The organism is Pseudonocardia kunmingensis (genome assembly GCF_006716445.1).
In the GTDB taxonomy this organism is placed as follows: domain Bacteria; phylum Actinomycetota; class Actinomycetes; order Mycobacteriales; family Pseudonocardiaceae; genus Pseudonocardia; species Pseudonocardia kunmingensis.
Window position 1 is genome coordinate 618,435 of the sequence record NZ_VFPA01000003.1, and the last position, 17,742, is coordinate 636,176.

Consider the following 17,742-nt stretch of genomic DNA (forward strand, 5'->3'; position numbering starts at 1 on the left):
ACCGGATCAGGGGCAGGGCGCGGTGATGTCCCCGGGTGAGGTGCCGTCCACCGGCTCGGCCGCGCTGACCCGGTTGCCGCAGAACGCCCCCTGCGGGGCGTCCGTGCCGATGCGCACCGGCGCGGCCGCGGACCCGAATGCGGCCTCACGCTCGCCGGATTCGTGCGCAACGGGCGCATGCACGTCTACACCCACGTAGCCCGCGTCGAACCCACGACTGACCCGGCCTACCCGCCGAGGCGACCGAGGCGCTGCGCGTCGGGCCTGGGTGCGGGCGCGACCGGCTGCCCCTGAAGGTCCTGCACCACCTTCTCGGCCCGGGCCATGTCGGCGTCGTCGCAGGTGGCCAGGCCGATCTCGACACCGGTGTGGTACTTGATCCCCGACTCGCCCGCCTTCATGCCTTCGAAGCCCGGCTCCATCGGAATCACGAAACCGCACTCGCTGAGCCCGGGTGGGTCATCGGCCCGGTGCGCGGTGAGCCCACCGATCTCGATCGGCTCACCCACGATCTCGTCCTCGTCGAGGACGGTGAAGTTCACGGCGTAGTCGACGATGTCGCTCCCGTTGGAGCCGGAGCACCGGTACGGCGCGCCCATCGCGAGGGTCCGGTCCACACCCTCGCCCGGCAGGCGGTACTCCGGATCACCCTCGACGTCGGCGGTGGCCGCGGCGAGGGCACTGCACGGGTCCTTGCCCAGCAGGGGCGACCGTGGCCCGGTGAGCCCTTCCTGCAGAGTCGGCGGGTGGTCCATCCTGGCGAAGACGACGTCGGTGAGGTACCGGTCGAGCGGTTCGCAGGACTCCTTCTCCACGATGTCCGGGCCGTTGATCTCGATGTCGAGACCCACCACGTCGGAGTCCTCCGACGGGACGAAGGTCCCGCAGCGCGTGCTCTCCGGGTCCCGTTTGATCGTCCGGCCCCCCACCTGCACGGTCGCCCATTCCTCGCCGAAGCGCGCCCCGCCCTCGGTGTAGGCGAAATCGATCTCCCAGGCGTCGCCGAAGGTACCGAGGTCGAGGTCGCAGGTCGCGATGTCGATGCTCGTCGGCAGGAGAGCGGCGACCGGTTTCCCGAAGATCTCCTCTGCGGCGGAGATGTCGTGGAACGCGCAGATGTCGAACGTCCGGGCCCGGGCGTACGCGGGTGCGATCGCGGCGGTCTCCTCGTCGTAGTCCAGCTCGACCGCGGGCGCCACGGGCTGCGATCCACCACCGGTGGGCGTCGGCACGCCCGGCACCGCGACGGAGCAGGCTGCGGTCGTGCCCATCGCGAGTACGGCGACGACCGGGACCACGATGCGGGGGAGCACCCCTGGACGATAGATCGTCGCCGATTTCCGAGACACCGCAAGTATGCGGCGCCACAGCCGATCAGCAGGCCCCCCTCGGTCCCCGGGTCAGGGCTGACGACCGGTGTATCCGGCCAGCCGGATGTACGCGTCGACGTCCCCGGGCCCCGTGACGACCGGGCCGAACGGGCCGACCGAATCACCGACCCGCGCCACTTCGCACATCCAGCCTCCACTTCGCACAAGGCGGGCGCTGTGTGAAGTGGAGGCACGGTGTGCGAAGTGCCCGTCAGTCGTCGCGGCGCCAGGGCCCGCTCTCTCTCCGACCTCGCGAGCGGGCTGCAGGGAACGCCTGCGCACCGTGCTCGGTGACGTGATCGCGGCGACGCGCACCGGATCAGGGGCAGGGCGCGGTGATGTCCCCGGGTGAGGTGCCGTCCACCGGCTCGGCCGCGGTGACGCTGTTGCCGCAGAACGCCCCCTGCGGGGCGTCCGTGCCGATGCGCACCGGCTCGGCCGCGGATCCCGACAGCGTGTTGTTCTCGAGGGAGTTCCCGCCGTTGTCGTAGTCGTCCTCGTCGTCGCTCTGGATCTTCACGTTCCAGCCGGCGCTGTCGGCGATCACGTTGCCGCGCACGACGTTGTCGTGGCCGCGCAGCTCGACGTTGCTGCCGTTGAACTCGCGCGGCTCCGTGTTGGCCGAGCATTCGTTGTCCTCGAACACGTTGCCGTGCGCGTTCTCCTTGACGTCGAGGCATTCCGAGCCGAACGTCCGGATGACGTTCCCGGTCACGACGTTGTTCGAGCTCGTGTCGTTGTCGTGCATGGGCTGGCTGTCCGAGTTCGGGCTCGTGCCGATGTAGACGCCCTCGCCGTTGTGGTACGGGAACCGGTCGTCGTCGTCCTCGCCGTCGCCGTCGCCCCTGCCCAGAAGGCCGCAGTACTGGATCACCGAGTCGGCGATCGCGTTGCCGTTCGCGTTGTTGCGCAGGCGCACGCACTCGGTGCCGGCCTCGGTGAGGAACATGTTGCGGATCGTGGTGCCGGTGACGTCGCGGGTCGTGTCCGCCGAGCCGATGTAGATCAGCTTGCTGTCCTCGACCTGCGTCTGGACGCCGGCCTTGAAGGCGTCGATCGAGGCGAGGTCGGTGGGCAGCTGCGCGCCGTCGAGCCGCTCCTGCCCGTCGATGGTGAAGCCTTCGAGCGTGTAGTGGTTGTGGTCGATGTTGACGATGCGTCCTGTGCCGTAGAGCACGGCCTGGCGGCGCCCGGCGGGGTCCGTGCCGTTCTCCGGGCCCCTGATGGTGATCGGCGCTTCCGGCGTGCCGTCCCGCATGGTCGTCAACGTCTCGCGGTACTCGCCCGGCGCGAGGTTGACGACGGTGCCGGCCTCCGCCTCGTCGAGCGCGGCCTGGATGGTCCGCAGCGGGGCGGCCTGCGACCCGTCCCCGGTGTTGTCGTCGCCGGCGGGGCTGACGTACAGCTGCTGGAGCTCGACGCCCGACCCGGGCGGCAGGATCGGGGTCGACGGTTCGCTGCGCAGCGAGAGACCGAGGAAGACGGCGAGGCCGACGATCGCGGCGACCACGACCGCGACCACGGCGATCACGACAGGTCGGCTCGCGGTGATCTGGGGCACGGGGGGAGTTTCCCGGCGAGCCGTTGATGCCCCTGTGAAGCGACGCCCCGGGTGAAGGGCCCGGAGGCGCGGGTCAGGCGGGAACGCCGGCGAGCAGGGCGTGCACGACGCCGTCGGCGAGCAGGCGGCCCCGCCGGGTGAGCACGGCCCGGCCGGCGGTCAGCGCCGCGGGATCGAGCAGCCCGTCCGCGGCGGCGCGGGCGGCGGCCGCGGAACCCGCGGCGTCGAGCAGCTCCAGCGGGAGTCCGTCGGCCAGCCGCAGCCGCAGCATCACCCGCTCGGTGTGCCGCTCGTCCTCGGTGAGCAGCTCGCGGTCCGCCTCCGGGGCCTCCCCCGCGGCCAGCAGTGCCGCGTACCGCGCCGGGTGCTTCACGTTCCACCAGCGCGCGCCGGCGAGGTGCGAGTGCGCGCCGGGCCCGAGGCCCCACCAGTCGCCGTCGAGCCAGTAGCCGAGGTTGTGCCGGCAGGCGGCGTCGTCGGTCCGCGCCCAGTTCGAGACCTCGTACCAGCGGAAACCCGCGGCCGTGAGGCGCTGGTCGAGCAGCTCGTAGCGGGCGGCGGCGACGTCGTCGTCGGGCGCGGGGAGCTCGCCGCGCTTCACCCGCCGCGCCAGCGCGGTGCCGTCCTCCACGATCAGCGAGTACGCCGAGACGTGGTCGACACCGGCGTCGAGCACCGCGTCGAGCGAGGCGCGCAGGTCGTCGTCGGTCTCGCCGGGCGTGGCGTAGATCAGGTCCAGGTTGACGTGCGCGAGCCCCGCGGCCCGCGCCTCGCGCGCGGCGGCCACCGCACGGCCGGGGGTGTGGCGGCGCTCCAGCACCCGCAGCACGTGCGGCGCGGCCGACTGCATGCCCAGCGACACGCGCGTGAACCCGGCCTCGGCCAGGCCGGCGAAGAACTCCGGCGAGGTCGACTCGGGGTTCGACTCGGTGGTGACCTCCGCGCCCGGCGCGAGCCCGAAGGCCTGCCGGACCGCGTCCAGCACCTCGCCGAGGCGGGCGGCGCCCAGCAGCGACGGGGTGCCGCCGCCGACGAACACGGTGTCGACCGGCCGCGGCCCGACCGCGTCGACCGCGAGGTCCAGCTCCCGGCGGACGGCGTCGAGCCACCCGTCCGGGGAGGCGCCGGAGCCGTCCAGCTCGGAGGCCGTGTAGGTGTTGAAGTCGCAGTAGCCGCAGCGCGCCGCGCAGAACGGCACGTGGACGTAGATCCCGAACGGCGGCGCGGCAGGCATGACGTCCCAGTCTGCCAGTTCCGTGCGACCGGCCGGCCCGCGCGTCGACCGGAGATCGCCCGCCCCGGCGCTAACCGATCCGCTCCCCTCCGACGAAGACCGCCTGCGGGCGGTGCATCACGGCGAGGTCGGCGAGCGGGTCTCCCTGCACCGCCACCAGGTCGGCGTCGAAGCCGGGCGCCACGCGCCCCTTGCGATCACCCAGACCGCACACCTCCGCTGCGGTGGCCGTGCACGTGCGCAGCACGTCCGCGGCCGGAACGCCGAGCGAGGCGAGGTGCGTCATCCCGTACGGCATCGTGGCGTGCGGCTTCACGGGTGCGATGCCGGCGTCGGTGCCGACGACGAGCAGCGCACCGAGCTGCCACAGCCGCGTGAACAACGCCGTGATGGCGGGGAGCCTGCGGAGGATCTCTGGCGGCGGCGGAACGTCCGACGGTGCGATACCGCCGGTGAACCCGATCGCCACACGCCGATCGACGAGCGCGGTCACGAGGTCCGGTGGCGCGTGCACGCCGTCGACGGTGTGGAAGCCGCAATGCTCGATCCCGTCGACCCCGGCGGCCAGCGAGTTGCGGATGCCCTCCAGAGCGTGCGCGTGCGCGGTGACCGGCAGCCCGCACCGGTGCGCCTCGTCGACGATCACGCGCAGCTCCTCGACCGTGAACTGCGGCTCGTGCGCCAGTGAACCTGGCGTCAGCTGCCCCCCTCCGGCCATCACCTTGATCACATCCACGCCCCGTTCGACGTGCTCCCGCACGGCCGCCCGCACTCCACCGACGCCCTCGGCCTCCCCACCCAGGAAGTGGCAGTGCCCGCCGGGGGTGGTGATGGGTGGGCCGGCCGCAACGATCGTCGGCAGCGGCCCGCCGGGCACCGCGTCGTCGCGCAGCCGCAGCGACAGGTAGCCGCGATCGCCGAGATCGCGCACCGTGGTGACGCCGGCCCGCACCTGGGCCCGCGCCGCGTCGACCATGGCGGCGAGCACTCCTTCGTCATCCCGGCCGGCCAGCGCGCCGACCGGGTCCGGGCCGGCGTCGAACGCGAGGTGCACATGCGTGTCCACCAGCCCGGGCAACAGTGTTGCCCCGGGCAGCTCGACCAGCTCGGCGTCCGGTGGAACCGGCGCCCGCGGGCCGATCGCGACATCGGCCACCCGGCCGTCCCGCACCAGCACGAGCGGATCATGGATCAGGCGCCGGCCGGAGCCATCGAACAACGCGGCCGCCCGGAGCGCGATCGGTCTCATGACGCCTCCCACCTGATCTAGGCACTCCTCGGACCTGCGCAATCAGTGAACTCCTGGCGCCGGGCCACGGGAAGACCCGACGCGGAGCCGCCGGTGCCGTCCACCCGCCGGTTCTTCCGACCCGTGTGAACCCGCTCCCAGCATGCGGACGCCCATGGATCGTGGACCGGACACGTGGCACCCTGAACGACGTGCATGCGCTCACCCTGCGACTCGTGGCCCGCCGCCACGTGGATCTGCGCCGGGTGTGCAGCGCGCTCTGTCGGTCCCGCTGATCTCGCGCCCCGACCCCCACCACCTCAGCACGTCCAGCCCTGCCGCCACTCCTGCGCGGCGCGGCCGTGCTGCGATCCGGAGGCACCGCCTTGCCCCCCACCCCTGTCAAGCGCAAGCGTGGCGAAGGCCAGTGGAAGCTGGGCCACCGCGAACCCCTGAACCCGAACGAGCGCACCAAGCGCGACGACGACGGCCTCAACGTCCGCGCGCGGATCGAGAACATCTACGCCAAGCGGGGGTTCGACTCGATCGACCCCGCCGACCTGCGCGGCCGGATGCGCTGGTGGGGCCTCTACACGCAGCGCAAGCCGGGCATCGACGGCGGCCGCACCGCTGCGCTCGAGCCCGAGGAGCTCGACGACCGCTACTTCATGCTGCGCGTGCGCATCGACGGCGGGGCCCTGTCCACCGACCAGCTGCGGGTCGTCGGGGAGATCAGCCAGGACCACGCCCGCGACACCGCGGACATCACCGACCGGCAGAACATCCAGTACCACTGGATCGAGATCGAGGACGTGCCGGCGATCTGGCAGAAGCTCGAGGCCGTCGGGCTGCTCACCACCGAGGCGTGCGGTGACACCCCCCGGGTGGTCCTCGGCTCCCCGGTGGCCGGCATCTCGGCGGACGAGCCGATCGACGGCACCCCGGCGATCCGGGAGATCCTCGACCGCTACATCGGCAGCCCGGAGTTCTCCAACCTGCCCCGCAAGTTCAAGACCGCGATCTCGGGCCAGCAGGACATCGCCCACGAGGTGAACGACGTCTCGTTCGTCGGCGTCGTGCACCCCGAGCACGGCCCCGGGTTCGACCTGTGGGTCGGCGGCGGCCTGTCCACCAACCCGAAGATCGCGCAACGGCTCGGCACCTGGGTGGCGCTCGAGGACGTCCCCGACGTGTGGGCCGGCGTGATCTCGATCTTCCGGGACTACGGCTACCGCAGGCTGCGCCACCGCGCCCGCATCAAGTTCCTGGTGGCCGACTGGGGCGTGGAGAAGTTCCGCCAGGTGCTCGAGGACGAGTACCTCGGGCGCAAGCTGGCCGACGGGCCCGCGCCGGAGATCCCCGCGCAGACCATCGACCACATCGGCGTGCACAAGCAGAAGGACGGCCGCAACTACGTCGGCGCCGCATCCGCCTCCGGGCGGGTCTCGGGCTCCACGCTGATCGGGCTGGCGAAGGCCGCCGAGGCCGCCGGGTCGCGGCGCGTGCGCCTCACGCCGTACCAGAAGGTCGTCGTGCTCGACGTCCCCGACGGATCCGTGGCCTCGCTGTCCGCCGAGCTCGGGGCGCTGGGCCTGCAGGTCGAGCCGTCCCCGTGGCGGCGCTCGACGATGGCGTGCACCGGCATCGAGTTCTGCAAGCTCGCGATCGTCGAGACGAAGGAGCGGGCGATCCGGCTGGTGGAGGACCTGGAGAAGCGCCTCGCCGACGTGCACCCGGACGTGCCGATCTCGATCCACCTCAACGGCTGCCCCAACGCCTGCGCCCGCACGCAGGTGGCCGACATCGGGCTCAAGGGCATGATCGTCCCGGACGCCGAGGGCAACCAGGTCGAGGGCTTCCAGGTGCACCTGGGCGGTGGGCTCGGCCTCGACGCCGGGTTCGGCCGCAAGCTGCGCGGGCTCAAGGTCACCAGCGCCGAGCTGGGCGAGTACGTCGAGCGCCTCGTGCGCCGCTTCGTCGAGCAGCGCGACGGCGACGAGCGGTTCGCCCAGTGGGTGCTGCGCGCCGAGGAGGCGGACCTCAAATGAGCGAGCGAGCGGTCCCGTTCTACTGCCCGTACTGCGGCGAGGAGGACCTGCGACCCGCCGAGGCGTCCCACGGCGCCTGGTACTGCGCGGCCTGCCTGCGCACCTTCTCCCTGAAGATGATCGGCATCGGAGTCCCGGAGGTCTCTTCATGAGCGTGGCCACAGAAACCGATCTGCGTGCGCTCGCCGAGCGCGGCGCCAGCGAGCTCGGCCCGGACGCGACGGCGCAGGAGGTGCTCGCCTGGGCCGCCGCGACGTTCGACAACCGCATGATCGTGGCGTCGAACATGCAGGACGCGGTGCTCGTGGAGCTCGCGGCGAAGGCCCGGCCGGGCGTCGACGTGCTGTTCCTCGACACCGGCTACCACTTCGCCGAGACGATCGGCACCCGCGACGCCGTCGAGACCGTCTACGACGTGCGGATCGTCAACGCGACGCCGGAGCACACTCCTGCCGAGCAGGACTCGCTGCTCGGCAAGGACCTCTTCGCCCGCGAGCCGAACCGGTGCTGCGCGCTGCGCAAGGTCGCGCCGCTGCAGAACACCCTCGCCGGCTACGACGCCTGGGTCACCGGGGTGCGCCGCGTGGAGGCCCCGACCAGGGCGGGCACGCCACTGGTCACCTTCGACGAGAAGTTCGGGCTGGTGAAGATCAACCCGATCGCGGCATGGAGCGACGAGGAGATGGATGCCTACATCGACGAGCACGGAGTCCTGGTGAACCCGCTGGTCGCCGAGGGCTACCCGTCGATCGGCTGCGCGCCGTGCACGGCCAAGCCGGCACCGGGCGCCGACAAGCGCTCCGGACGCTGGGCGGGCACCGGCAAGATCGAGTGCGGGCTGCACGTCTCATGACCGCCACCCTGCCGACGCCGCTCCCGGTCGCTCCCGCGCTCGATGCCCTCGACGCCCTGGAGAGCGAGTCCATCCACATCTTCCGCGAGGTCGCCGGTGAGTTCGACCGCCCGGTGATCCTCTTCTCCGGCGGCAAGGACTCCACGCTGCTGGTGCACCTGGCCGTCAAGGCGTTCGCGCCCGCACCGGTGCCGTTCGCCCTGCTGCACGTCGACACCGGGCACAACTACCCGGAGGTCATCGACTTCCGGGACCGGCTCGTCGAGCGCCTCGGCCTGCGGCTGGAGGTCGCGCACGTCCAGGACTGGATCGACGACGGCCGCCTCGCCGAGCGCCCGGACGGCACCCGCAACCCGCTGCAGACGGTGCCGCTGCTCGACTCCATCGTCGAGCACCGGTTCGACGCCGTGTTCGGCGGCGGGCGCCGCGACGAGGAGCGCGCGCGGGCCAAGGAACGCATCATGAGCCTGCGCGACGCTTTCGGCCGCTGGGACCCGCGCAAGCAGCGGCCCGAGCTGTGGAACCTCTACAACGGCCGGCACGCCCCCGGCGAGCACGTGCGGGTGTTCCCGATCTCGAACTGGACCGAGCTCGACGTCTGGCGCTACATCCAGCGGGAGGGCATCGACCTGCCGGAGATCTACTTCGCGCACGAGCGCGAGGTGTTCCGCCGCGACGGCATGTGGCTGGCCGAGGGGCCGTGGGGCGGCCCGCGCGGGGGCGAGACGCTCGAGAAGCGCTCCGTGCGCTACCGCACCGTGGGCGACGGCTCGTGCACCGGCGCCGTCGAGTCCACCGCCACCACGCTCGACGAGGTCATCGCCGAGGTCACGGCCTCCCGGCTCACCGAGCGCGGGGCCACCCGCGCCGACGACCGGCTCTCGGAGGCCGCCATGGAGGACCGCAAGCGCGAGGGGTACTTCTGATGGCAGCCGCGAACGAGCTCGCGAGTTCGTCGATCAACAGAGACCTCCTGCGGTTCGCCACGGCGGGCAGCGTCGACGACGGCAAGTCGACGCTGGTCGGGCGACTGCTCTACGACACCAAGTCGGTGCTCGCCGACCAGATCGAGGCCGTGCAGCGCGCCTCGGTCGACAAGGGCCTGTCCACGCCCGACCTGTCGCTGCTGGTCGACGGCCTGCGCGCCGAGCGCGAGCAGGGCATCACCATCGACGTCGCCTACCGCTACTTCGGCACGCCGAAGCGCGAGTTCGTGCTCGCCGACACCCCCGGCCACGTGCAGTACACCCGCAACACGGTCACCGGCGCGTCCACGGCGGAGCTGGCCGTGCTGCTCGTCGACGCGCGCAACGGCGTGGTCGAGCAGACCCGGCGGCACGCGGCGGTGCTCGCGCTGCTGCGCGTCCCGCGGCTGGTGCTGGCCATCAACAAGATCGACCTGGTCGACTACGACGAGGGCGTGCTGAACGCGATCGCCAAGGACTTCGGCGGGCTGGCCCGTTCACTCGGCTTCGCCGACGACGCCGTCGTCACGATCCCGGTCTCGGCGCTGGTCGGGGACAACGTGGTGGAGCGCTCCACCCGAACGCCCTGGTACGACGGGCCGACCCTGCTGGGGCACCTGGAGTCGGTGCCGGTCACGGGGCCCGAGGTGGGTGCGCCGTTCCGGATGGCCGTGCAGTACGTCATCCGGCCCCGGACCGGTGTCGATGCGCGCGGGTCGGACCTGCACGACTACCGCGGTTACGCGGGCCAGGTCGCCGCCGGCACGGTCGTGCCCGGCGACGAGGTCGTGGTGCTGCCCGGCGGCGCGCGGACGCGGGTGGCGGCGGTGGAGACGGCCGACGGCCCGCTGGAGTCGGCCACGGCGGGCCGCAGCATCACGGTGCTGCTCGACGACGACATCGACATCTCCCGCGGCGACGTGCTCGCCTCGGCCGCCGCCCCGCCGCGGGTCACCGACGAGCTGGACGCCACGCTGTGCTGGCTCGCCGAGAAGCCGCTGCGTCCGGGCGCCCGGCTGCTGCTCAAGCACGGCACCCGCACCACGCCGGTGATCGTCGGCGCTCTCGGCGAGCGGCTGTCGTTCGACTCCGACGTGCCGGCCTGGGCCGACGCGCCCGCGCAGCTGGAGATCAACGACATCGCCCACGCCTCGCTGCGCACGGCCGACCCGCTCCCGCTCGACGAGTACGCCGACATCCGCGCCACCGGCAGCTTCCTGCTGATCGACCCGCCGACCGGCAACACGCTCGCCGCCGGGCTGGTCGGCACGCCGATCACGGTGGCCCCGTAGCGCATGTCCCCCTCCCCCGCCCTCGTGGCCGTCGCGCACGGCAGCCGCGACCCGCGCTCGGCCGCCACGGTGGCCGAGCTCGTCGGCGAGGTGCGCCGGCAGCGCCCCGGCCTGGACGTGCGCCTGTCGTTCCTCGACCTCTCCGCGCCGCGGCTGCCCGACGTCCTCGACGGGGTGGCGGCCGACGGGCACGCGCGTGCCGTGGTCGTGCCGCTGCTGCTCGGGCACGCCTTCCACGCGCGGGTCGACGTGCCGGGCGCGGTCGCGACGGCCGCCGCGCGCCTGCCCGGCCTGGACATCGCGATCAGCCCGGTCCTGGGCAACCGGCCCGGCCGGGGGGCCGACCGCGGATCCGGTCACCGGCACGGCCATGCCGGTCTGTCCGCCGCCGCGCTGCGCCGCCTCGCGGCGGTCGCGGGGCCGCTGCACGACCCCGGCCTCGGCGTCGTGCTCGCCGCCATCGGCTCCTCGCACGCCCCGGCGAACGCCGCGGTCGCCGACGTCGTCGCCGGCTGGACGCGCCGCTTCGGCTGGTCGGGGGGCAGCGCGGCGTTCGCGACGGCGGCCGCGCCCAGCGTCCCCGACGCCGTGGCGGCCCTGCGTGCCGGCGGGGCGCGGCGGGTGGCCGTCGCGCAGTGGATCCTCGCCCCCGGCCTGCTGCCCGACCGCATCGAGCGGGATGCGGCGGCGGCGGGTGTTCCCGTGGCCTCGCCGCTGGGCCCGGATCCCGGCGTCGCCCGGGCGGTACTCGCCCGCTTCGACGAGCGGGCGGCCGCGCAGCCGCTCCCGCACCACCTCACCGCCTGAGCGAGCTGGGTCACGTCACCGCGCCCGGTCCTGCCCACGGCGCGCTGACCTGCGCGTTCTCGGACGTCCGGACATTTGCCGGCCGGTCCCGCAGCGCGGACGCCGGCTTGTACTCGGCGAGGTGGCCACGCACGATGGTGGAGTGTCCTCGACCGCGCACCCCGCGCCCCTCGCCCGCTCCGCGGGTGAGGCGTCGATGACCGCGAACCTCCTGCCGGACCTGGAACGGTTCTGGCCCTCGCGGCGCTGCCACGCGTTCGACGAGCTCTGTCGCTGAGCTCCTCGCCCTCCCGCGCGTTCACCGCAGCCCCGTCCGCCGCACAGCGGCCCGGGCCGACCCGCCCGATCCCTCCTCGTCAGGAGTCGCTCCCGCATGCGCACCCTCATCGTCTTCGCCCTCGTGGGCTTCGGCGCCCAGCTCGTCGACGGGGCCCTCGGCATGGCCTACGGCGTCACGTCGACGTCGCTGCTGCTGCTCGCCGGCACGAACCCGGCCACCGCGAGCGCGTCGGTGCACCTCGCCGAGGTCGGCACCACCATCGCCGCAGGCGTCTCGCACTGGCGCTTCGGCAACGTCGACTGGCGGCTCGTCCTGCGCCTCGGCGTCCCCGGGGCGATCGGCGCGTTCCTGGGCGCCACCGCGCTGTCGGCGCTGTCGACCGAGGACGCCGCGCCGTACATGTCGGGCATCCTGCTCGCGCTCGGCGTCTACATCCTGGTGCGGTTCTCGGTGCGCCCGCCGCGCGTGTCGACGGCGCGGGTGTCGCCGCACCGCTCGAAGTTCCTGTCGCCGCTCGGGCTGGTCGCCGGGTTCGTCGACGCCTCCGGCGGCGGCGGGTGGGGCCCGGTGGCCACCCCGGCGCTGCTCACCGCGGGCCGCACCGCGCCGCGCACCGTCGTCGGCTCGGTCGACACCTCGGAGTTCCTCGTCGCCGCCGCCGCCAGCATCGGCTTCCTGCTGGGCCTCGGCGCGGAGGTGCTCGACCCGTGGACGATCGGCGGGCTGCTCCTCGGCGGCGTGCTGGCCGCACCGCTCGCGGCGTGGCTGGTCACGAAGGTCCCCGCCCCGGTGCTCGGCACCGCGGTCGGCGGGATCATCGTGCTCACCAACACCCGCACGATCCTGCGGGCGCTCGAGGTCGGCGGCGCCGCCACCACCGCGGTGTACCTCGTGATCGTCGTGCTGTGGGTCGCCGCTGTCACCACGGCCGTCGCGAAGCTGCGGCAGACGACCGCCGACGAGCGGGCGGCCGCCGTCCTCGCCGAGCCCGCCGCCACCGCGGCGCGGGACTAGTGGTTCCGCCGGCGTAGGCCCGCGGGGTCGAGCCGGCGCCCGTGCGCTTCCTCGACCGCAACGCCACTCGAGATCGCCGGTTCGGTTCGCGCAGAGCTGTTGTGACCGCGCCGAGCGCACCGAATCGGCGATCACACCACTCCGCCCGCGCCCGATCCCTCACACGTTGTGCAGCAGGAAGCCCCCCCGACACGCCGAGCGCGTCGTCTCTTTCGGGTGAATCGTGACCCTCCGCCGGTCCGGTCGTTGGACGGGTGCGAGCTCCGGCGGCGGCAGCCGGGCGAGGAAGCGTCGATCGGGTGGACATGACGGTACGCAGTGCCACTGTGGTGCGTACCGTCCTCCTCGGTGCCGCCGTCTGCGCGGTCGCCGTCGCGCTGACCGCTCCCGCCCTGGCCGCGGACGAACGGGCGGACGGGACGAGCGCCGCGGATCCGCCCTGCCCCTCCGGCGGCCCACTCGGCGCCCTGCTCGGAGCCGGCTCGTGCGACACCGAGCCGCCGTTCCCCGACCTGCCACCGCTCCTCGCCCCCGGTGACCTCCTCGATCGCGAACTCCCCTGGCCACCGCACCTGCCCGGCGGGGACGAGTCCGACGGGGACTCCGGCGACGATTCCGAGAGCGGCTCGGAGGACTCGGAAGACGCGGACGAGGAGAACACGGACGAGGAGAGCGGGGATGAGGAGAGCGGGGATGAGGAGAGCACCGACGAGGACGGTGCTGACGAGGACCGCGCTGACGAGGACCGTGCTGACGACGTCACCAGCGACGGAGACACCAGCGACGACTCCGGCTCCCGGGGCGACGAGGACACCGACGACCGGGACACGGACCTCGCCGCTGCGGGCGTCGACGAGGCCGAGCCGCGGGAACGTCCCGTCGCGGCGCAGGCGAGGGAGACCGCCCGTGACGCGGGAGCCGACGCGGCGGTCGGCCGGGCGGTCCTGCCCGGCGTCGGCGATGCCGTCGACGGCGCCGGGTCCGGCCTGGACTGGACCGGCGCGCTCGGCCCGCCGCGGCCGCGCGGACCGAGCGACCCGCCCGGCGGCACCCCGGCCGCGAGCGCACCGCAACCCGCGTCCGCCGACCCGCCCGCCCGAGACGCGACGCCGCCGACGTCCGCGGAGCGCACCGCGGACGTCGCCGCCGTCGCGTTCGTCGACGGGCTGCCCTCGCCGGGAGCGGTCCGGTGGGACGTCGGCGCGGTCCTGCCGAGCCTGGTGCTGACGTTGCTGCTGCTCGCCGGGCTTGCGCTGCCGGCCGGCCTGCTGAACCGGGCGGCGGCGGACCACGCCGACCGCGTCGACGTGCTGCTGGCCCGGTTGCGGGTGCCGCCGGCAGCGGGGCGGGACGCCGCGGGCACGTTCGCCGTCGCCGTGGCGGTGACCGCCGCGGCCGGGGCCGTGCTGGTCGGGTTCCTGGTGCCCGCGTTCCCGTTCGACGGAACTGCGGTGGCGGTGCTGGTGGGTCTGGCGGCCGCGTTCGTCGTCGTGACGGCGGCGCAGCAGGGTTCCCAGCTGCTCTACGTGGCGCGCTGGTGGGGCGTGCGCTGCCACCTGACGCCGTTCCCGGGTTTCCTGCTGCTCGCCGCCGTCGGGGTGGTGGCGTCCCGGGCGGTGGGGCTGGAGCCGGGGCTCGTGCTGGGCACGCTCGTCGCGTTCGGGACGGCCCGGCCGCTGCGCACCGACGAGGCGGGCCCGGCCGCCGCGCTCGCCGCCACGGCGCTGACCGCCGTGGGCGGGCTGGCGTGGGTCCTGCGCGAGCCGCTGGTGGCCGCGGCGGGCACGCCTGGCTCGTTCGGCGCGGCCGCGGCGGGCACCGCGCTGACCGCCGTCACCGCGGCCTCCGCGGCGAACCTCGTGCTCGCGCTCGCTCCGCTGTCGTTCCTGCCCGGTGCCGCGCTGCTGCGCTGGTCACCCCCGCTCTGGGCGCTGTTCGCCTGCCTCGGCGGGTTCGCGTTCGTGCACGTCGTCGCCCGTCCCGCGGACGGTGCGCTCGCCGGGCGGGCCGGGCTGCTCGCCGTCGTGCTCGGCCTCTACCTGCTCGGCGCGGCCGCGACATGGGCGTGGCTGCGGCACGGCTTCTCCTGGACCGCGCCCGCGCCGCTCAACCCAGCGCCCCGGCGCTGACGGCGTCGACCAACCGCGCCAAGGCGGCCACGACGTCCTCGGCGCCCGGGGAGAACGGCCCGGCGGGCTCGGTGAGGTAGACGTCGCGGCGGATCTCCAGCATCAGCGACAGGACCCGCGGTTCGCGCCCGTGGTGGGGCAGCGGCACGTAGGTGCCCGCGAACGGAGCGTCCAGCGCGGTGGGACCGACCGCCGTGAACGCCTCGCGGGCGGCCGCGACCAGCCACCCCGGCGTGTGCGCGGGATCGGTCCCGAGGCAGACCCGCGGCCGGGCCCGGTCGGCGTGCAGCTCGTAGGGCAGCGGCCGCGACGGGTAGGAGTGCACGTCGAGCAGCACCGCCCGGCCGGTCGCGGCCAGCCGGTCCGCCACGGCGGCGTGCACCGCGTCGGCCCACGGCCGGTAGTAGGCCACCAGCAGCGCGTCGCGGTGGGCCGGGTCGTCGGCGCGGATCCGCTGACCCCGGGTGCCGTGCGTGTACACCGCCGCCATCCCGGCCGCGGCCATCTCCTCCCGCTCGTCGGGGAACCGCTCCGGATCGACGACGAACCGCGAGACCCGGTTCACCAGGACGAACGGTCGCACGCGCGCGCGGCCCGCGGCCGCGGTGGCGAGGGCGTCGGTGCGGTGGTCGGTGAGCGCGGCCAGCTCGGCGTCGAGCGCGGTGCCGTCGAGCAGGAGGTGCCCGCGCGTCCACCCCGGAACCTCCGTGCCCGCGTGCGGGACGTGCAGCAGCACCGGGCTGCGCGGATCGCCCGCGGTGAGCCGCCGGGCCGCAGGAGTGGGGTCGCCTCCGCCGGGCATCGCTACCGCAGCACCGCCTGCGTCTGGGTCACGCGCCCGGCCAGGCGGCCGTCGGCGTCGCGCAGCTCGGTGTCCACCACGATCACGGTGCGCCCGAGGTTCAGCGGGCGCGCCACCGCCTCGACGTGGCCGCGGGTCACCGGGCGCAGGAAGTTCGTCGCCGAGGACACCGTGGCTGTGCCGGTCGCGCCCTCGGGGAGGTTGAGGTAGGCGCACCAGCCGCCCGCGGAGTCGGCGAGCGCCATCAGCGCCCCACCGTGCAGCAGCCCGCCCGAGGTGCAGCGCCCGGAGTCCCAGTCCAGCCGCAGCGCCACCTCGTCGGGGGCCACGCGCAGCGCGCTCGCACCGAGCAGCGCGGTGAACGGCATGACGGCGTGCAGCTGCGCGGTGAGCTCGTCGGTCATGACCACACGATGGCCCGGCGTCCGGCGCCGGTCCATTACCCGCCGGGTCATCGAACGGCGGCGCGGCGACCGCTAGCGTCGCCACCATGACCGCCGCGACCGTCACCGGCACCACGTTCGGGTCCCTGCTGCGCGACTGGCGGCAGCGACGCCGGCTCACGCAGCTGGACCTCGGCCTCCAGGCCGCGGTGTCGGCACGGCACCTGAGCTTCCTGGAGACGGGACGGTCGCGCCCCAGCCGGGACATGGTGCTGCTGCTCGCGGAGGAGTTGGACGTGCCACTGCGTGGACGCAACGAGCTGATGGTGGCGGCGGGCTTCGCCCCGGCCTACACCCAGCACGCCCTGGACGACACCGAGCTCACCGACGTGCAGCGCTCGCTGCAGCGCATCCTGACCGGCCACGAGCCCTACCCGGCCGTGCTGGTGGACGGGCAGTGGAACATGCTGGGCGCGAACCGGGCTGTCGCGCTGCTCACCGACCTGGTCGACCCCGCGCTGCTCACCCCTCCGGTCAACGTCCTGCGCGTCAGCCTGCACCCGCGCGGCCTCGCCCCGCACGTGCTGGACCTGCCCGAGTACGCGGCCCACCTCGTCTCGCGGCTGCGCCGCCAGGCCGAGCGCGCGGCGTCCACGGGGCTGCGCGCGCTGCTCACCGAGCTCACCGGCTACTGCCGCGACGCCGGTCTCGACCCCGCCGCGCACCCGCGCGACCGGATCGTGCTGCCGCTGCGGCTGCGCCACCCCGACCAGGAGCTGACGATGTTCAGCACGGTCGCCGTGCTCGGCGCCCCGCTGGACGTGACGCTCGACGAGATCGCCATCGAGAGCTTCTTCCCCGCCGACGACGCCACGTCCGACTACCTGCGCCGCCGGTTCGGCTGATGCGGCTGCCGGCGGCGGCTACCGTGCGGGCATGACCGAGCTGGTGCACCTCGACGTCGCCGGCGGCGTCGCGACGATCACGCTGGACTCCCCGCGCAACCGCAACGCGCTGTCCGCGCAGCTGCGCCGCGAGCTGCTGGCGCACCTGGACACCGCGATCGCCGACGAGGCGGCCCGGGTGATCGTGCTGACGCACACCGAGCGGGTCTTCTGCTCCGGGATGGACCTCACCGAGGCGCGCGGCGCTGCGGCATCCGACCAGGGCGTGGCGGAGTTCCCGGCGATCCTGGAGCGCATCTGGACCTCCCCGACGCCGGTGCTGGCCCGGGTCGCCGGCCCGGCGCGCGCGGGCGGGGTGGGGCTGGTCGCCGCCTGCGACGTCGCGGTCGTCGCCGAGGACGCCACCTTCGCGTTCAGCGAGGTGCGGATCGGGGTGGTCCCGGCCGTCATCTCCGTCACGGTGCTGCCCCGGCTGCTGCCGCGGGCGGCGCACGAGCTGTTCCTCACCGGCGAGACCTTCGACGGGCACCGGGCGGCCCGGATCGGGCTGGTCAACAGCGCGGTGCCGGGCTTCGACCTCGACGCCGAGGTCACCCGTCACGTCGAGATGCTGCGCCTGGGCGCCCCCGGGGCGCTGGCCGCCACCAAGGAGCTGCTGCGCGGCGACGCACCGCTGGACGCCCGGTTCGCCGAGATGCAGCAGCTGTCGGCGCGGTTCTTCGCGGGCGAGGAGGGCCAGGAGGGCATGCGCGCGTTCGCCGAGAAGCGCAAGCCGCGATGGGCGCAGTGATCGCTGGTTCGGTGCACTCACCGCAGTCACGACGACGGTGACCGCACTGAACCGCCGATCACCTCATCGGTGGCGGTCGAA

Annotated in this window: 19 protein-coding genes; 11 read left to right on the forward strand and 8 right to left on the reverse strand. The window is 74.0% G+C overall.

What is annotated here, in order from left to right; genetic code table 11:
- Positions 1–6: 6 nt before the first annotated feature.
- The 5 genes from FB558_RS44755 to FB558_RS25820 all read right to left on the reverse strand — a co-directional run bounded on the left by FB558_RS44755 (position 7) and on the right by FB558_RS25820 (position 5,414).
- Positions 7–183, reverse strand: coding sequence for a hypothetical protein (locus FB558_RS44755; RefSeq protein ID WP_246106748.1), 177 nt, complete (start codon positions 181–183; stop codon positions 7–9).
- 44 nt (positions 184–227) lie between these two features.
- Positions 228–1,313, reverse strand: a complete 1,086-nt coding sequence (locus FB558_RS25805; protein ID WP_142057671.1) for a hypothetical protein — start codon at positions 1,311–1,313, stop codon at positions 228–230.
- 376 nt (positions 1,314–1,689) lie between these two features.
- Positions 1,690–2,931 carry a right-handed parallel beta-helix repeat-containing protein gene (locus tag FB558_RS25810; protein ID WP_142057673.1) on the reverse strand — a complete coding sequence of 414 codons (1,242 nt, stop codon included), beginning with the start codon at positions 2,929–2,931 and terminating at the stop codon, positions 1,690–1,692.
- 73 nt (positions 2,932–3,004) lie between these two features.
- The gene (gene hemW / locus FB558_RS25815) at positions 3,005–4,165 is read right to left on the reverse strand and encodes a radical SAM family heme chaperone HemW (RefSeq protein WP_142057675.1); all 1,161 of its coding nucleotides are present in this window, start codon (positions 4,163–4,165) and stop codon (positions 3,005–3,007) included.
- A gap of 70 nt (positions 4,166–4,235) precedes the next feature.
- A complete protein-coding gene (locus FB558_RS25820) occupies positions 4,236–5,414 on the reverse strand; it encodes an amidohydrolase family protein (RefSeq protein ID WP_142057677.1) in 1,179 nt (392 codons plus the stop codon).
- A gap of 365 nt (positions 5,415–5,779) precedes the next feature.
- Between FB558_RS25820 and FB558_RS25825 the strand changes: the two genes are divergently transcribed.
- Genes FB558_RS25825 through FB558_RS25845 form a run of 6 tightly spaced genes read left to right on the forward strand, consistent with a single transcriptional unit; the run spans position 5,780 to position 11,358 of the window.
- A complete protein-coding gene (locus tag FB558_RS25825) occupies positions 5,780–7,441 on the forward strand; it encodes a nitrite/sulfite reductase (RefSeq protein ID WP_211366846.1) in 1,662 nt (553 codons plus the stop codon).
- Positions 7,438–7,593: a PDDEXK family nuclease gene (locus FB558_RS43420; RefSeq protein WP_170231525.1), complete on the forward strand. Its 156-nt coding sequence runs from the start codon at positions 7,438–7,440 to the stop codon at positions 7,591–7,593. The genes FB558_RS25825 and FB558_RS43420 overlap by 4 nt, the downstream gene beginning before the upstream one ends.
- Entirely contained in the window at positions 7,590–8,294 is a 705-nt protein-coding gene (locus FB558_RS25830; protein ID WP_142057681.1) for a phosphoadenylyl-sulfate reductase, read from the forward strand. The genes FB558_RS43420 and FB558_RS25830 overlap by 4 nt, the downstream gene beginning before the upstream one ends.
- Entirely contained in the window at positions 8,291–9,220 is a 930-nt protein-coding gene (cysD, locus tag FB558_RS25835; RefSeq protein WP_142057683.1) for a sulfate adenylyltransferase subunit CysD, read from the forward strand. The genes FB558_RS25830 and cysD overlap by 4 nt, the downstream gene beginning before the upstream one ends.
- Entirely contained in the window at positions 9,220–10,551 is a 1,332-nt protein-coding gene (locus tag FB558_RS25840; RefSeq protein WP_142057685.1) for a sulfate adenylyltransferase subunit 1, read from the forward strand. The genes cysD and FB558_RS25840 overlap by 1 nt, the downstream gene beginning before the upstream one ends.
- 3 nt (positions 10,552–10,554) lie before the next feature.
- Positions 10,555–11,358 carry a sirohydrochlorin chelatase gene (locus FB558_RS25845; RefSeq protein ID WP_142057687.1) on the forward strand — a complete coding sequence of 268 codons (804 nt, stop codon included), beginning with the start codon at positions 10,555–10,557 and terminating at the stop codon, positions 11,356–11,358.
- A gap of 10 nt (positions 11,359–11,368) precedes the next feature.
- Here FB558_RS25845 and FB558_RS45285 read toward each other — a convergent pair whose 3' ends face one another.
- Positions 11,369–11,491 (reverse strand): hypothetical protein, encoded by a 123-nt coding sequence (locus FB558_RS45285; protein ID WP_281288682.1) that lies wholly within the window; start codon positions 11,489–11,491, stop codon positions 11,369–11,371.
- A gap of 9 nt (positions 11,492–11,500) precedes the next feature.
- Between FB558_RS45285 and FB558_RS45290 the strand changes: the two genes are divergently transcribed.
- The 3 genes from FB558_RS45290 (at position 11,501) to FB558_RS25855 (ending at position 14,781) form a co-directional block, all read left to right on the forward strand.
- The gene (locus FB558_RS45290; RefSeq protein WP_281288683.1) at positions 11,501–11,635 is read left to right on the forward strand and encodes a hypothetical protein; all 135 of its coding nucleotides are present in this window, start codon (positions 11,501–11,503) and stop codon (positions 11,633–11,635) included.
- Between the two features lie 96 nt (positions 11,636–11,731).
- Complete coding sequence (locus tag FB558_RS25850; protein ID WP_142057689.1) at positions 11,732–12,652, forward strand: sulfite exporter TauE/SafE family protein; 921 nt, start codon at positions 11,732–11,734, stop codon at positions 12,650–12,652.
- A gap of 329 nt (positions 12,653–12,981) precedes the next feature.
- Positions 12,982–14,781 carry a hypothetical protein gene (locus FB558_RS25855; RefSeq protein WP_142057691.1) on the forward strand — a complete coding sequence of 600 codons (1,800 nt, stop codon included), beginning with the start codon at positions 12,982–12,984 and terminating at the stop codon, positions 14,779–14,781.
- On the opposite strand, the gene FB558_RS25860 is transcribed toward FB558_RS25855, so the two are convergent.
- Both FB558_RS25860 and FB558_RS25865 read right to left on the reverse strand, forming a co-directional pair.
- The gene (locus tag FB558_RS25860; RefSeq protein WP_142057693.1) at positions 14,759–15,583 is read right to left on the reverse strand and encodes an N-formylglutamate amidohydrolase; all 825 of its coding nucleotides are present in this window, start codon (positions 15,581–15,583) and stop codon (positions 14,759–14,761) included. The two genes, FB558_RS25855 and FB558_RS25860, sit on opposite strands and share 23 nt — an antisense overlap.
- A gap of 2 nt (positions 15,584–15,585) precedes the next feature.
- Positions 15,586–15,987, reverse strand: coding sequence for a PaaI family thioesterase (locus FB558_RS25865; protein ID WP_142057695.1), 402 nt, complete (start codon positions 15,985–15,987; stop codon positions 15,586–15,588).
- An 86-nt stretch (positions 15,988–16,073) separates the two neighbouring features.
- Between FB558_RS25865 and FB558_RS25870 the strand changes: the two genes are divergently transcribed.
- Positions 16,074–16,871 carry a helix-turn-helix domain-containing protein gene (locus FB558_RS25870; RefSeq protein ID WP_142057697.1) on the forward strand — a complete coding sequence of 266 codons (798 nt, stop codon included), beginning with the start codon at positions 16,074–16,076 and terminating at the stop codon, positions 16,869–16,871.
- A gap of 31 nt (positions 16,872–16,902) precedes the next feature.
- Entirely contained in the window at positions 16,903–17,661 is a 759-nt protein-coding gene (locus FB558_RS25875; RefSeq protein WP_142057699.1) for an enoyl-CoA hydratase-related protein, read from the forward strand.
- Positions 17,662–17,742 lie beyond the last annotated feature (81 nt).